Source organism: Steroidobacter agaridevorans, from assembly GCF_009932555.1.
Lineage (GTDB): Bacteria > Pseudomonadota > Gammaproteobacteria > Steroidobacterales > Steroidobacteraceae > Steroidobacter > Steroidobacter agaridevorans.
Genome location: NZ_BLJO01000010.1, coordinates 15,831 through 30,625, shown reverse-complemented (window position 1 = coordinate 30,625; position 14,795 = coordinate 15,831). Strand labels below are relative to the sequence as shown.

The 14,795-nt window shown below is 63.0% G+C and carries 14 protein-coding genes; 3 read left to right on the top strand and 11 right to left on the bottom strand.

The window, feature by feature from the left end:
• Nucleotides 1–125 precede the first annotated feature (125 nt).
• Nucleotides 126–803, top strand: a complete 678-nt coding sequence (locus tag GYH35_RS30115; protein ID WP_161809967.1) for a M15 family metallopeptidase — start codon at nucleotides 126–128, stop codon at nucleotides 801–803.
• Here GYH35_RS30115 and GYH35_RS30110 read toward each other — a convergent pair whose 3' ends face one another.
• The 8 genes from GYH35_RS30110 to GYH35_RS30075 all read right to left on the bottom strand — a co-directional run bounded on the left by GYH35_RS30110 (nucleotide 804) and on the right by GYH35_RS30075 (nucleotide 8,647).
• A complete protein-coding gene (locus tag GYH35_RS30110) occupies nucleotides 804–1,640 on the bottom strand; it encodes an SDR family NAD(P)-dependent oxidoreductase (protein ID WP_161809966.1) in 837 nt (278 codons plus the stop codon). It lies immediately after the preceding gene.
• Nucleotides 1,641–1,658: 18 nt separating this feature from the next.
• Nucleotides 1,659–2,918, bottom strand: a complete 1,260-nt coding sequence (locus GYH35_RS30105; protein WP_161830352.1) for an MgtC/SapB family protein — start codon at nucleotides 2,916–2,918, stop codon at nucleotides 1,659–1,661.
• Nucleotides 2,919–2,943: 25 nt separating this feature from the next.
• Nucleotides 2,944–3,942, bottom strand: coding sequence for a hypothetical protein (locus GYH35_RS30100; protein ID WP_161809964.1), 999 nt, complete (start codon nucleotides 3,940–3,942; stop codon nucleotides 2,944–2,946).
• A gap of 270 nt (nucleotides 3,943–4,212) precedes the next feature.
• Nucleotides 4,213–4,611, bottom strand: coding sequence for an SRPBCC family protein (locus GYH35_RS30095; RefSeq protein WP_161809963.1), 399 nt, complete (start codon nucleotides 4,609–4,611; stop codon nucleotides 4,213–4,215).
• Between the two features lie 70 nt (nucleotides 4,612–4,681).
• The gene (locus GYH35_RS30090; protein WP_161809962.1) at nucleotides 4,682–5,116 is read right to left on the bottom strand and encodes a hypothetical protein; all 435 of its coding nucleotides are present in this window, start codon (nucleotides 5,114–5,116) and stop codon (nucleotides 4,682–4,684) included.
• Nucleotides 5,117–5,184: 68 nt separating this feature from the next.
• Nucleotides 5,185–5,892 (bottom strand): HAD family hydrolase, encoded by a 708-nt coding sequence (locus GYH35_RS30085; RefSeq protein ID WP_161830351.1) that lies wholly within the window; start codon nucleotides 5,890–5,892, stop codon nucleotides 5,185–5,187.
• The gene (locus GYH35_RS30080) at nucleotides 5,889–7,301 is read right to left on the bottom strand and encodes a M16 family metallopeptidase (protein ID WP_161830350.1); all 1,413 of its coding nucleotides are present in this window, start codon (nucleotides 7,299–7,301) and stop codon (nucleotides 5,889–5,891) included. Before GYH35_RS30080 ends, GYH35_RS30085 begins: the two co-directional genes overlap by 4 nt.
• Nucleotides 7,298–8,647, bottom strand: coding sequence for a M16 family metallopeptidase (locus tag GYH35_RS30075; protein ID WP_161830349.1), 1,350 nt, complete (start codon nucleotides 8,645–8,647; stop codon nucleotides 7,298–7,300). The genes GYH35_RS30080 and GYH35_RS30075 overlap by 4 nt, the downstream gene beginning before the upstream one ends.
• A 412-nt stretch (nucleotides 8,648–9,059) precedes the next feature.
• Here GYH35_RS30075 and GYH35_RS30070 point away from each other — a divergent pair, with 412 nt between their 5' ends.
• On the top strand, nucleotides 9,060–9,458 hold the full coding sequence (locus tag GYH35_RS30070; protein WP_161809958.1) for a bactofilin family protein: 399 nt from the start codon (nucleotides 9,060–9,062) through the stop codon (nucleotides 9,456–9,458).
• A gap of 38 nt (nucleotides 9,459–9,496) precedes the next feature.
• Here GYH35_RS30070 and GYH35_RS30065 read toward each other — a convergent pair whose 3' ends face one another.
• Nucleotides 9,497–11,518 (bottom strand): PQQ-dependent sugar dehydrogenase, encoded by a 2,022-nt coding sequence (locus GYH35_RS30065; protein ID WP_161830348.1) that lies wholly within the window; start codon nucleotides 11,516–11,518, stop codon nucleotides 9,497–9,499.
• Between the two features lie 382 nt (nucleotides 11,519–11,900).
• Between GYH35_RS30065 and GYH35_RS30060 the strand changes: the two genes are divergently transcribed.
• Nucleotides 11,901–12,665 carry a glycerophosphodiester phosphodiesterase family protein gene (locus tag GYH35_RS30060; protein ID WP_161809956.1) on the top strand — a complete coding sequence of 255 codons (765 nt, stop codon included), beginning with the start codon at nucleotides 11,901–11,903 and terminating at the stop codon, nucleotides 12,663–12,665.
• On the opposite strand, the gene GYH35_RS30055 is transcribed toward GYH35_RS30060, so the two are convergent.
• Together GYH35_RS30055 and GYH35_RS30050 are read right to left on the bottom strand one after the other, a co-directional pair.
• Entirely contained in the window at nucleotides 12,662–13,714 is a 1,053-nt protein-coding gene (locus tag GYH35_RS30055) for a YheT family hydrolase (protein WP_161809955.1), read from the bottom strand. The genes GYH35_RS30060 and GYH35_RS30055 overlap by 4 nt on opposite strands.
• Nucleotides 13,711–14,775: a saccharopine dehydrogenase family protein gene (locus GYH35_RS30050; RefSeq protein ID WP_161809954.1), complete on the bottom strand. Its 1,065-nt coding sequence runs from the start codon at nucleotides 14,773–14,775 to the stop codon at nucleotides 13,711–13,713. The genes GYH35_RS30055 and GYH35_RS30050 overlap by 4 nt, the downstream gene beginning before the upstream one ends.
• Nucleotides 14,776–14,795: the final 20 nt, after the last annotated feature.

The window sequence follows — 14,795 nt, the reverse complement described above, 5'->3', positions numbered from 1 at the left end:
TTCGCGCTGGCGAGACACCTGGTTTACTTGTCGGTTTTTTTAACATACCAAACGATTAGAATGTTAAAAAACGCGGCAAAAGCCGCCTTTTTTCAGTCACTTTTCGGCCTAGGACGCAGATTGTAATGAACGAGCTCGAGCTCACCGGACAGGCGCGCAGTCATGTCGTGGAATTGAGTGACCCGCGCTGCATGCTTCACTATGAAGCAGTGGCATCCTTTCTCGCGATGAGAGACGCCGCGCGCGACGCCGGCATCGATCTCACGCCACGCTCAAGTTTCCGGGATTTCCAGGCCCAGCTCGGCATCTGGAATCGCAAGTGGAGCGGCGAGCGGCCGATCTACGATCGGCAGGGCGCATTGCTCGATCGCAAGCAGCTGCCGGATTCGGCGGCGGTCGACGCGATTCTGTGCTGGTCGGCGATTCCGGGCGGCAGCCGGCATCACTGGGGCAGCGATGTGGATGTCATCGACGCCGCCGCAGTACCGCCCGGTTACACGGTCGAGTTGTTGCCTGCCGAATACGCACCGGAGGGAATATTCGGGCGGTTGTCGCAATGGCTCGACGCCAATATGCGACGTTTCGGATTTTATCGGCCGTACCGCACCGACCGCGGTGGCGTGAGTCCGGAGCCCTGGCATTTGAGCTACGCGCCGATTTCACAACCGGCGCTGGAGTCGCTCAGCCTGTCGACCCTGCGGCGAGTACTGGAGGCCAGCAACATCGAAGGCAAGCCGCACGTGCTGGCGCGCCTGCCCGAAATCTACACGCGCTTCCTGCTCGCGGTGGACACTCCGAGCTGATCAGTCGGTTTGGGGTTGCCGCTGCGTGAAGTCCCTGACTCGATCGAGGAAACGCAGCGGCATCCAGCGTTTCATCCGCCACATCGTGCGCGCCGCTTTGGGTAGCACAATGTAGGTCCGGCCGTCGGCGGATGCTGTCAGCAAATCCTGCGCGGCCTGCTCGACCGGATATTCCGATCTCTGCGTTGCCTTGTTCGCAAGCAGGCGTGCGTGCGCCGGGCCGCGAAATGTTTCCAATAGCGAAGAACGAAAGAACGTCGGCATCACCACCGACACCTGGGTGCCGACTGGCCGCAGTTCGTTTACCAACGTTTCGCTGATCGAGACGACCGCGGCCTTGGTGGCGTTGTACGAGATCATGCCCGGCGCCGATGCAAACGCCGCCGCGCTCGCGACATTGATCAGCAAGCCGCTGCCATTGCGTTGCAGGTGAGGAATGGCGGCGCGCGAACCGTGCACGACGCCCATGACGTTGATGTCGATGATCCAGCGCCAGTCTTCCAGCGACACTTCCATCATCGAGCCGCCGCCCGCGACGCCGGCGTTGTTGATCATCACGTCCAGGCCGTCGTGAGTCGCGGCGAACGAATTCACCGCAACCGTGAGCTCGTCCGCCTGCGTGACGTCGCCTGGATAGGCGACCACCTTCACGCCGGCTTCGGCGAATTGCGCTTCGACGGTGGTGAGGCGCTCCAGATTGCGATCGAACAGCCCGAGCGTCCAGCCGTCGGCGGCCAACGCCTTGGCCACTTCGAGGCCCAGCCCACTGCCAGCGCCGGTAATGAACACGCGCTTATGTGGAAACCGGGCATTCAGTCGGGTGAACCGTGCACTCATCGGCGCAGTATGAATGGCTTAAACGAAGAAAGCGCGAACCGACCACGCACCCCAGGCAGCTGCCGCCATCAGAACCAACCCGGGGGTCAGCTCATAGGCGTAGCGTCGATCGCCCAGCGAGAATGCGACGGCCGTCTTGCTCAGGATGTTGGTCGAGAAGCCGACCAGCACAGCGAGGGCCGCGAACTCCGCGTGCGTCCGTCCGCTCGCTGCCAGCGATGCTGACGAAATCGCGGGCGCATGGGCATCGGTAAAACCGGCGACGCCGGCTGCGATCAGCAAGCCTCGGTCGCCGAGCCATTGAGTCAGCAGCGCCGAGATCAGCAGCGTGAGTCCGACCACCAGCACGAAGACGATGGCGGTCTTGGGCTCGAAAGGGCGGCCTTTCGGCGCATCCCCAGGTCCCGACTTCTCGCGGAAACTGCGCAGCGCGAAGATGCCAGCATAAGTAACAGCCGCGATTCCTGACGCGATCAGCGAAGGCGTGAGCATCAACAGCGTCGGCATGCTCACCAGGCCCACGACGATGGCGAGCTGAATCACGGTTGCAACCGACGAAGCAGCGGCGCCAGCGACCGCGCCTTTGTGCAATTCCGGCTGACTCTGGGTGCGTGCGCCCATGGCGCCGATCGTGGCGGTGCTCGATACGAAGCCCGACAGCAATCCCGCGATCGCCAGTCCGGTCTTGGCGCCGAAGGCGCGCAACGCGACGTAACCAAGCGCGTTGATCGCCATGACCAGCACCGCGAGCATCCACAGCTTTCGCGGCTGAACGACGCCCCACGGATCGATCGGCTCAGTCGGCGTGAGCGGCAGGATGACCAGCGCCGCGGCGGCGAGCAGCAGGCCGTCGCGGACCTCGTCATCGGTCAGAACGTTTTTGACCCAGTTGTGTGCGTAGCTGCGGAAGGCGAGCAGGATGGCGACGATCACCGCCAACGCGGCGCCGAGTCGCGGGTCGCGAACCGCCAGGCCACCGAGCAGGAATGTAACGACCATCGCGATCTCGGTGGTGAGCCCGGGATCGGTATCGCGAGTACGTATGTAACCGACCGCGATCAGCAGGCCGACGATGGCGCCGGTGGCGATGAAGACATAAACGCCGCCGATCCACAGACCGAGTGCGCCGGCGAGCGCGATGAGGGTGAAGGTGCGAAGGCCGGCGACGGCGCGATTCGGGCCGGTGCCCTTACTGCGTTCGCGCTCGATGCCGATCAGGAAGCCGACGGCGAGTGCGACGCCGAGATTGAGCCAGCTGGGTTCGGGAGTGTCGGGCATCCCGCCATGTTAGCCGGCGCCCGGCTCAGCCGCTCTTCCACACCTGTTTGAGGTGGCCGATGACCAGCGAGCGGATGTTCTGCACCGGGTTGCGCTCCCAGGTGAAGCACGGCGGATCGCGACGGAGCATGGGCCAGCGGCCGGTGCGCAGCACCTCGCTGAGATAGCTCAGGTTGGCCTCGATCGCTTCCATATACGGGTTGCGGCCGTTGAACAGCGCTTCCAGATAGCTGTACGCGCTGCCGAACTCGCCATCCAGGCGGGAGCGCCGCACGTCCTCGATGAAGCCGGGCGTCTGTCGCAGCACATCCAGGCCGGAGCTGTACTTCACCTGAGTCTTGCCGCTCGAGTCGCTGGGCATGGCGATGCCGCCCAGCACGAATTCGGGATAGAGCCGGTCGCGGCATTTTTCCAGGTAGCAGCGATCCGACATCTGGGCGATCAGGTCGCCGGTGCCGATCAGGTGGCCGAGCTTGCGGTCGCGCGGGTCGTCCAGGCGGATCTGGTCGAACTGCACTTCGTAACCGGTGAAGTGCACGATCTTGGTCGCCACCGGCACCCATTCGGCCATGCCGATGGTGGGCAGGTAACGGCCGATGAACTGGGCGCTGCGGCTGACGTGGCTGAGCGTGAACTCGGCGCCGTTGCGATGAGTCTGGTCGTCGGTCTGACGGATGTAACCGGCGTCATGAAACAACGCGGTGACCACGCCGAGGATGGCGCGCTCCGGTCCGAGACGTTCATCGGCCAGGTGGGTGCGATCGTAACTGACGATCAGGCGGGCGACGGCGAGCGTGCCGTCGAGCGAGTGCTGCAGATCGTGATAAACGGTGTCGCAGCCGTAGTAGCCGGGAAACTGGCCGTTGAACAGGCGCTCGAAATCCCGGAACGCCGTGTCCACCCGATCGAGCGGGTAGTGCGGCCAGCTCTGTCGAAACAAATCGACCACAGCCCGCCGGACCGCGTCGGGTGAGCTCACCTGCACGGTATTGGTGACATCGAAATCGCTGCGCCGATACTGCATTTCTAGCGGGGAGACTCGTTGGGGAAATGACCAACGATGCCGCGAGTCTAGTCCGCTTTCGGCGTTTGTCCATGTCGGAAAAATTGTCAGGGATTGGCGTCACTAACTGCGGCGAAGCGGCTTTTTCAGCGGATTCAGCCAGACTTTTTGCCGCGGTGTCGGGCACCGGACGATGCAGCATCGCGCACGACTTGTGATCTATGTGACAAGCATCACACAAATCCGCGAGCCAGAAAGTCGCCTGAACACGTCTATGCGCAAACCGTTTTGTTAAGCCGCTTCCTGGGCGCGCTTGATATCGGCAATGCCCGCTTCGATCATCGCCGTGACCTGCGGTTCCAGTTCGTTGGGCAGCAGGTCGGAGAGCCAGGTGAATTGGCAGCTGCCGTCGTTCAGCGGCGTGACCTGCGCGGCGCCGTTGTAGTGAACGAACGGCTCGTCGACGATGGCCCAGCAGACGCGTCGCGCGGCGTCATCGACGCTCACGATCAACTCGCGCGCCTGGCGTCCGTTGGCGAATGTCACCAAACGGACGTCTTGGGCTTCCATCTTGGTGTCGCTCACGAAGCCGGGACACAGCCGCGTATGCAGTGCACCCACGTCACGCATCGCGTCCCACACTTTTTCTGCCGACGCCTGGATATGAACTTCACGACGGATGCTGGCCATGACTGCTCTCCTCGAGGAACGAGCAGTCAGCTTAGGCCCGGCCGGCCGGCTGCGCTGTCAGAATCTTATGCTAGTCGCGCGGCAGCGTCGGATAGCGCGTGTGCCAGAAACGTTCGTAATAGATCGGCGCGATGGACGCGAAGCCCGCCTCGTAAGCGAGCGTGACCTTGTCGCCGCCGATCAGCTGCACTTCGGCGACTTCGATCTGCACCCGGCCTTCCTGTTTGAAGTCGCCCCAGATGCACTTGCGAACGTGCAGCGGCGAAAACTCGAAGCGCGTGCCGCGATAGATGCCGAACACCCGGGTCGTGGTCATGACGTACCAACGCTGACCGTCGATGAAACAACTCACCACGCACAGCTCGCCCGGATTCAACTGAATCACTCGCGCCAGTGCATCGTGCACCACGCCGAGCTGAGTGAAGCTCCAGTCCGATTGCTTCAGGTGACTGCGGATGTACTGCAGAACTGCGGCTTGGATGACTGAGTGCGGCCAATCGCTCATAAGCAAGCTGTTTCCGTGCGCCACGTCCGTGTTAGCTGAAATTCGGGGGCAGGCATCATATCGCCCGATCATGTGGCTGTATATAGAGACAGGGATGACAGCATCGGCTCGAGCGTGGCGCGCAGGGTGGGCAAATTCTGGAAATGAATACCGTGCATGCCGGCGGATATCGCACCTTGTATGAATTGGTCATCGTCGTCGACGAATACTGCTTGCCGGGCAGGCACTCTGCAATGTTCGAGCAAGCGCGTGAACACCAGTGGGTCGGGCTTGCGAGCGCCGAACTCATAACTGGCGTGCAGGTTTACAGACCGGCAAAAGTCGCGCCTTTTGTCGGGCGTGTCGAAAGGGCCTCGGCCGCTTTCGACCAGAGAACGAGCGAACACGCCGCAAACTTCGGGCACGAGCTCCGGCAACGCTTCGTGTAACAACGCGCCGTTGTTGGTGAGCAAGGCCAGCCGCACGCGCTCGCTGAGCGACCGGGCATAGTCCACCATGTCGGGCCGCAGTCGCATGGCGGAGCGACGCGCGGCGACCCATTGTTCGCGCGACAGCCGATAACCGAGCCGATCGTTGAACGCAGCGAGATACGCGTCACCCGTGCGATATGCGCCGGCTTCGGCCTCGCGCTCGAAATCCGATCCCCAGATCGCGGCGTGAATATCCGCGCCGGGCCTGCCGGTGAGACGCTCCAAAAACTGCAGGCGCAGCTGCGGCTCGAAGTCGATCATCACGCCGTCGAAATCGAATACCACCAGGCGGATGTCATGACTCATGGCTTGGCCTGGAACTCCGGATCCGACAGCTTCACTTCGGTGAGCGGGCCGTATTTACGCAGTCCATCGCGAATGGCTTCTGCTTTGCCGATCACGACCAGCACCAGTTGCTGGCTCGTCGGGATCACTTCGTCGATGGCGCGCTTGGCGTCTTCGAGCGACACGGCCGCGAGCTTGTTGCCGTAGTCGTCGATGTAACTGCGGTCGAGCCCATAGAACTCCAGCGTCGCGAGCTGATAAGCCCACTGCGAGGCGGTTTCCAGGGCGAGCGGATATTGGCCGAGCACGTAGCTCTTCGCGGACTCGAGCTGCGCGGCGTCGATGGATCCGCTATGCAACTTGTCGAGCGTGGCGAGCGCGAGATCGATGGCTTCGATGGTTTTCTCGGTGCGCGTGAACGAACCGAGCTCCCAGCTGCCGCCCTGAGTCATGCGATCGAAACTGGAGTTCGCGCCGTAGCTCAAGCCGCTGCGAATGCGCAGCTCGGTGTTGAGCATCGAGGTGAAGCGTCCGCCGAACAGCGTGTTGACGATGTCGAGCGAAGCGCGCCGCGGATCGCTTCTGGCGACGCCGACATCGCCGCACCAGAAATACGACTGCACGGCGTCTGGCGCATCGATCAGCAGAACGCGACGCGCAGTGACCTCGGCTTGCTTGCCCACAACCGGCAGAGGCTTGCCAGCTTTGCGCCAGTTGGCGAAAGCACGCGATAACAAACTCTTCAGCTGCGCCGTCTTGAAGTCACCGGCGACCGCGATGATGACGCGATCGGCGCCGACGTTGTCTTCATAGTACTGCTTGATATCGGCGTGTTTGATCGCCGCGAGGCTCGCTTCGCTGCCCCCGACCGAACGGCCATAGGGATGCGCGCCAAACAAGCTGGCCGCGCCGTAGATGGGCGTGAGCGCCGAGCGATCCGAGTCTTTCGCGGCGCGAATGAATTCGATGGATCGGTCGCGCAGTGTTTCGAACTGCGCTTGCTCCAAGCGCGGACGCTGCAACACATCGGCCAGCAACTCGACCATCAGTTTCTGATCGCGCGCCAGAAACGATCCACCCACCGAGATGCTCTCAGTGCTCGCGCCGGTCTCGATCGAGCCGCCGACCGACGCGACCGTTTCGGCGAAGGTGTTCGCATCGCGATTGCCCGCGCCCTTCTCGAGCAGGCTGGCGAGCAGACTGGCGGTGCCGAGGCGATCTGTCGGGTCGCTCAGCGCGCCGCCGCGAATCACCACCGAGAATGAGATCAGCGGCACATCGTGACGCTCCATCAACAGCAGTGTGGCGCCGTTATCGAGCTTCACTTTCTCGAAGTTGGGTGTCTTCACGGCGCTGGCCGCGAACACGGCGGGCGCGGTGAGTGAGCAAACAGTCGCGGCGATGACGACGAATCGACGGAGGCGGTTCATTTCGCACCTCCCGACTGCGTCTGCGCTTCGTCCGGGGGCGGCGGCGATTTCAATACGCCCACCGTGCGGTTGGTCGAGCGCAGCAACTCTGCGGCGAGCTTCTGAACGTCCTGCTGGGTGACTGCTTCATAAGCGCGCGGCTCATCGAACAGCTTCTTGTGACCGCCTTGAAGAACTTCGAAGCTGCCGAGCGCCTGCGCTTTGCCATCGATGGTGGCGAGGCCGCGCCAGAAATCTGCGAGTGCCTGGCTGCGAGCGCGAGCCAGCTCGTCCTTGGTGACGCCTTCCTCGATCACTCGCTCGACCTGTCGAGTGAACTCTGCCTCGGCCTGCCTGGCATCGCCTTCGGCCGGCAGCGACAGGAAGAACCACACCAGGCCGGGATCGAAGCCTGCGGTGAAATAACTGTCTGCCGAGATCGCCAGCTTCTGCTCCTCCACCAGCGTGCGATGCAGACGCGACGCATCGCCATCAGTCAGTACGCGCGTGAGCAAATCCAAAGCGGGCCGTCGCGGATCTGCGCCCGAAATGCCGTGATACGCGACCTGGACGAGCGGTGTCTGCGCATCGGCATTCACCGCGACGCGTCGCTCGCCGAGCTGTTCCGGCTCCTCGGTCTTCACCGGTCGCGGCGGCTCCTGTTTGGGAATGGGCTCGAAATATTTGCGGGCCAGTGCGATTGCCTGGTCCGGCTCGACGTCGCCGACCAGCACCAGCGTGCAGTTATTCGGCGCGTAGTAGGTGGAGAAGAATTTTTTCAGATCGTCGATGGTCCACGACAGGATGTCCGAGGGCCAGCCGATGGTGGGGATGCCGTAGGGATGCGCGACGAACGCGGTCGCCTGCACTTGCTCCTGCAGCCGGCCTTGATGGCTGTCGTCGACTCGCAAGCGCCGCTCGGAATGCACCACATTGCGCTCGCTCTCGACCACCTTGGGATCGAACGAGAGATTCTGCAGACGATCCGCTTCCAGCTGGAATACGGTTTCCAGCGCCGAGCGCGGGAACCAGTCCTGATAGACGGTCACGTCGTCGCTGGTGAACGCGTTGTTACGCGCGCCGTTGGCTTCGAGTATCTGGTCGAACTCGCCGGGCGCGCGCGTGCTCGTGCCGTTGAACATCATGTGCTCGAAGAAATGCGCCAGGCCGGTGATGCCGGGCGCTTCGTTGCGGCTGCCGACGTGCACCCAGTTGTAGAGCGCGACATTGGGGATGTCGTGGTCCGGCCAGACGATGATCTGCATGCCATTGGCCAGGGTCGCGGTCCGGACTTCGTTCGCGCCCGGCACCTGCGCAAAGGCTGCCGGCGCGACCAGCGCCAGCCCCAACAACAGTGATCGGATCATGAAAGCTCCTGCAGAGGAGCCGGCATGATAGCGGTGTCGGGATGGGTAGGGAGCCGCGTGACATGGGCAAAAAAAGCGCCGCCAGCGGGGAAGAACGCGTGGCGGCGTGAATTCGAACTCAAGGGCTCGCTCCCGAGCTTGCTTGGAGGTTCAGCGCATAAATGCCAGCTGCTCAGTGCAACCGCTGTGCCAGTGCCTGTAAAAATTCCAGGGTGGACAGGCGGTGCGCGGAATCAGTCACTTATAAAGGCTGGTATGACGGTCGGGCAGGCGTTCGGGCTGACACGAAGTGTCAGCTTCGGACCGCTTCGGTGACTTGGGTCACGGACTGACGCCATTCACCGACTGCACCCTGCATGACTACTGCGCGACCAACGGTCGATAATCCGCGCTCGCTTGTTTGGAGATGTTCATGGCCGATACCCCCCGCCGCCGTCTTGCCGATCGTGTGTCCAGCAGCCCGACGTTCGTCGGCTCGGGCTCACGGTTCACGGGTGACCTCGAATGCGCCGGCGACCTGGTGGTCGGCGGCACTGTGATCGGCGACGGCGATGTGCACGGGGCGCTGACGTTGTCCGACGGCAGTCGCTGGGAAGGCGAGCTTCGCGCTGGCAATGCGGTCATCGCGGGCGAGGTCGTCGGCTCGGTCTCGGTTGCCGAGAAGCTGGAGCTGCGCGCGACGGCTCGCATCAAGGGCTCGCTGAAGGCGCGCTCCATCGCGGTCGCCAAGGGCGCCATCATCGAAGGCGATATGGCTGTCACCAGCGGCACGCCGGTCGTGCACTTCGAAGAGAAGCGCGGCGAGAAATAACTCGCCGGAAGACTCACCCCCTGGAGAGGCCTGACTGCCTACTGGCAGCTCGACAGGCTGTCGATCCACTGCGAGATCAGCGACACGCCGGCCGTATCCGGCGTGAGCGATGCCAGTGGCGGCATCGCCGATGAATCCCGGCGGTTCATGCGATTCACCACCAGCGAGTTGGCCGAGCTGCCGGGCGCGATCACGCGCGCGTCCGAACCCAATCCAAGGTCGCCGCGCTGAGGCACGGTGTTGCACGCATTGGTCGCGGTCAACGAAGTCGTGTATCGAAAGTCGAGATTGGTCGAGGTCACACCGCCCGGCCGGTGACACTGCGAACAGTTCGTATGCAGGTAAGCCCGAGCGCGGTCGTTGAGCGTTCCGGTCGTGCCGTATGGGTCTGGCAGCGAGGGCTGCGTCGATGCGTCGGCAATCGCTGGCGTCAGCAGGCCGATGTGGTTCAGTGTCGTGAGCTCGTTCGCCGAGCGATTGGTCTGCGGATAGGTGAACGAGCGATTGAGCTGCGCCGTCTCCAATCCCAACGAGCGTCCCGCGGCTTGCGTGTGACACTCGAGACATTCCCCCTCGCTTGGGAATCTCCAACTCCGGCCGCCACCGAGATCGCGCGTCGCGCCGCCTTCCAACAACGTGGCCTGCGTTTGCTCGGCATTCCATTCGTAGCTGAAGCCGCCCCACACACCGTCGGGATGACGCATGAACAAGCGCGTTTCAACCAGCTGCGTACCGATGCGGAAGTTCTTCATCAGCACCGTGCCGGCCGGGAAGCTCCAATCGCCGTCCGTGCCCACGCCGATGCCCTGGCCCTCGGGCAGCGCGATCCAGCGGTCCTTCTCCGCGCCATCCGACCAGAAGGGCGCATTGATTGCGTAAGGAATCAGGCCCGAGGCGGGCTGCTTGGGATCGGTCGAGCTGACGCAGCCGGTTTCGCTCAACTGTCGAGGCGCAGTGTTGGCGCCGACGACCGACTCGAAGTTGATCCGTTGCAAAGTGCCCCGGTAGTCGACCACATACAGCTCGCCGTCATTGCCCTGCGCGAACGAAGAAATATTCAATTCGGTATCGAGCAGTTCCGTCGGCTCGCGCGGTTGTGCAGCACTCTCGGCAAGCCAGGCCCAGATGCGGCCGGAGTCGAAGTCGCCGAACAGATATCGTCCCAGCAGGCTGCTGTTCTGCGCGCCACGATAAACATAGCCGCCGGTGATCGAGTTGCCGAGCGTATGGTTGTATTCGGCGGCGGGATCGATCAGCGTGCTGCCGGTGCAACCTGGCGTGCCGTCGGTGTTGTAATCATGCGCGCCTTCGCGGCAACGCCAACCGTAGTTGCCGCCGAGTGTGACCTGATCGACTTCTTCCCAAATGCCCTGGCCGACGTCGCCCACCCACAGATCGCCATTCTCGCGATCGAAACTCCAGCGCCACGGATTGCGGAAGCCATAGGCATAGATCTCCGGGCATTCGCCGCTGGTGCGTCCGCCGGCCGGACACAGCGCATTGCCGAAGTATGGATTGGTCGATGGGATGGCGTACTGCGCGACGTTCGTCACGTCGATACGTAACATCTTGCCGAGCATCGTCGTGAGTCTTTGGCCGTTGCCGCGGTCCCCATGCGTATCGCCGCCGCCACCGCCATCGCCCATGCCGATATACAAATAGCCATCGGGGCCGAAGGCGATGTTGCCGCCGTTATGATTCTCGTCGGGCTGATTGATGGTGAGCACGATGGATTCGGTGGCGGGATTCAGTGTCGCGCCGCCATCGCTGCTGGTGAACGCCGAGATGCGCGACACCAGCGGATCGCCATGCGTGTATGACAGGAAGACGCGATTATCGGTCGGATAGTTGGGATGGAACGCCATGCCCAGCAAGCCCATCTCGCCGCCGTCGCGCACCCGGTCACTGATATCGATGAACGTGCTCGAGCTCGTCGGAGTCGTGCCGCTGAACTGCATGACGATGCCGTCTTGCTGAACGACGAACCAGCGTGCGCTGTCGTTCGGAGCCTGCAGCAGAGCCACCGGCATGTTGAACGACAGGCTGGTGAATCGACTCAAGGAAATATCGCTGCCTGCAACGGGTCGAGGCCATGCAATACAAGTAGCATTCGCGGGGCGCGCATCGAGGCCCGAACTGCCGTTGGCGGGCGGGGGCGTCGTCGGAGGAGGCTCCTGGCCGGCAGGCTGCTGTTGAGTTCCAGAGCCGCCGCCGCAAGCCTGCAGCCCAGCGAGCAGCAAACCGGTCAGCGCTAATCGTGCCAGCCGTCCATTCATGAGGAAGGAACCTGTCATGAGGAAGGAACCTGTGTGAATGCGCCAGGAAAATAGCCAGTTCGAGCCAGACTCTCAACGCCTGACGGGTCAATGCGGGTCCGCGGCATCTACCATGTCCCATGCTGCGGTTAAGATAGCGCCCGAATCACTGGAGCCGCGTGCCCGGATGAGTGCCAGCAGACTGTTGTCGCCTTTGCCGGATTTGATCGCTCAACGTGGCAACGCCGAGGAGTATCCCGAAAATACCCTGCCGGCGCTGCGCTCGGCGTTGGACCTTGGGGCACGCCACGTTGCCTTCGACGTTCAGCTCAGCGCCGATCGACAGCCCGTGCTGCTGAACGACGCGAACCTCAAGCGCATGACCGGCCTGGACCGCAGTGCATTGGCCATGACCTGGCCGCAGCTGGCCGAAGTTTCGGTGAGCGAGCCGGATCGGTTTCAGCAGAAGTACACCGATATCGGCGTGCCGACCCTGGCGCAAGCGGTGAGCCTGATCGGCACCCATCCCGCCGTGACTGCTTTCGTCGAGATCAAGCGCGCGAGCCTGCGCGTGTTCGGTGCGGACGTGGTCGTTAGAAAGATCTGCGAAGTGCTCAAACCGGTCGTGCGCCAGTGCGTGCTGGTGTCGCGGGACCTCGCGGCCGTGCATCACGTGCGACAGATTTCGTCCTATCGCGTCGGCTGGATCTTGTCGGAGTATTCCAACCTGTCGGCATTGAAGAGCGAAGCGCTCGTGCCGGATTATTTGTTATGCGATCAGGAGTTGCTCACCGACACCAGCGCACAGCTCTGGCGCGGGCCATGGCGATGGGCGATTCTCAATGTGAGCTCTCGCGAAGCCGCGGCGCAACTGGCGGCGCGTGGTGCGAGGCTGGTCGCGACCACGGCTTACCGAAAGGTGCTGCGGGAGTTCAAAAGCAACGCGCCTTAGGCAGCGTTGCGTCTCTCCACGACCGCCGTCTCGCGGAACATGATGTTCGCGATCTGACGATCCGCCCAGCTGGCGCCGTTGAAGGTATCCATGAAGCCGCAGTGGCCGCCGTTGGGGATGCTGGTCACATGCAGGTTCGGCGAGCGCGCCAGGTTCTCCAGGTCGTGCGCCGGGATGATGGGATCGTCGAGCGAAATCAGAATGTGACTGGGCACTTCCAGGTGCGCGAGTGCGTCGCCAGTGATCGCGTAGCCGTTGAGATACGCGTCCAGGTCGGAGAATTCGCCGAAGTTGCGCACCAGCAGCTCGGTCATGGAGCGAATGCTCCGCTGCGCGAGGATCTGGCTGAAGTCGTAGCGCTTCGGGAAGCACTGCTGCTTCCGGCGCAGCGAGCGCTTCCACTTGTTGATGAAATATTGCTGATAGATGAACCAGCCGCTCTCCAGCACTTCCATCGTGCTATGCGGCCTGAGCACCGGGCACACCGCTGCCGCGCGTTCCAGCTCGATACCGGCCTGCGGCGCCTTGGCCGCGACGCGCAGCGCGAAATTCCCGCCCAGGGAGAAGCCGGCGATCGTAATGCGTTTGTCAGGCATGGAGCGCTGAATGCTGCGCACCGCGCCGACCACTTCATCGAGCCGGCACGAATGGAAGATGTCTTCGTTCAGATGATGGCTCGGGCCGTGATCGCGGAAGTTGAGCCGGAAGATGTCACAGCCTTGATTGAACAGATGGCTGCCGAGCGACAGCACGTACACCGAATCGGAGCTGCCTTCCCAGCCGTGCAACAGGATCGCGAGATCGCGTGACGGGGGCCTGCCGGCGGCGGCCTGGCTCGAGTAGTGACCGAGCAGGCGCACGCCCTCGCCGCAATCGACGATCTGGGTGTCGGCGACCGCCAGCATTTCCCGGGCGCGCCCGGCGACGAACGGCCGCCGCAGGCTCAGACTGGGCACAATGGATTGAAAGTGCGCGTTGGCGAGCCAGCCGGTGGGAGCGAATTTGGCGACGAGCGTGTCAGTGGCAGTCAGGGCAGCGGAGTCAATCATGGGTCGATGCGGATCGTGGACGAGCCTGGCAGGCTGCTGACGAAGTCAGCGCCAACCAGCAAGCTTGGCGTCGTGAAGCCCGGGTTGCAAGCGCGGCTCAACACTTCGCCCAGAATTCCCAGCGACGCATGCACCGTCAGCGAGTAGCCATTGGCGGTGCGCAGTCTGGCAGTTTTGACTTCTCCCGCGGCATTTCGTGCTTCTCCCCACACGTGCGTGGGATTGTTTTCACGCTCGGTCTTGTTGGGCGGCGTGATGCGCCGTTGCGCGCTGAACTTCGCCAGCTCGCGGAACCAGCCTTGCCGTAGCAGCGGGCGGAACAGGTTGGCGCGCCGCATGCTGTTGGCGGATTTTTGCGAGGTCGCGGTGTAGACCTCGATGTTGGGAATGCCGGTCGAGTAATACGCAGTACTTACATCGCCCCACGGAATGCTGACACCGAGCTTCTCGCCGGCGCCGAAGTCGATGCGACGAGTGCGGGACGCCAGTTTCTCGGTGACCAATCGGCCATCGATGCGCACACAGGAGCCTTTGCTCGCCGATTCGATGGCGGTCTTCGCGGTGCCTTTGCTCAAGCCGGCGCGGCTATCGAAGCCGAGCGCGAGATGGGTCGCGTCCGGCAGCGCTTCTCGCAAGCGAGCGGCGACGCAGTCGGTCGGCACGACGTCGAAGCCGACGCCGGGGCACAGCACGATGCCGGACCGTTGCGCTTTGCCATGCACGCTCGCGGCGAGCTCGAACACATCGATCTCGCCGGTGATGTCCAGATAGTGGACGTGCGTCGCGAGACAGGCTTGCATCATCGACGGCGCGGTATGCGAGAACGGACCGGCGCAATGCAGGACCGCCGCAACCTGCGAGAGCGTCGAACACAGCGCGGTGTGATCGTCGAGATCGAACACGGCGCTGGGGCAATTGAGCTCGGCGGCCAGCTTGGCGATTTTTTGTTTGGAGCGCCCGGCCAGCACGGGCCGCATGCCGCGCGCAACCGCTTCACGCGCGATCAATTCGCCCGTGTAGCCGTTGGCTCCATAGAGCAACCAGGGAGTCGACGTCGACATGCAACCCTCTAATAGCGTCC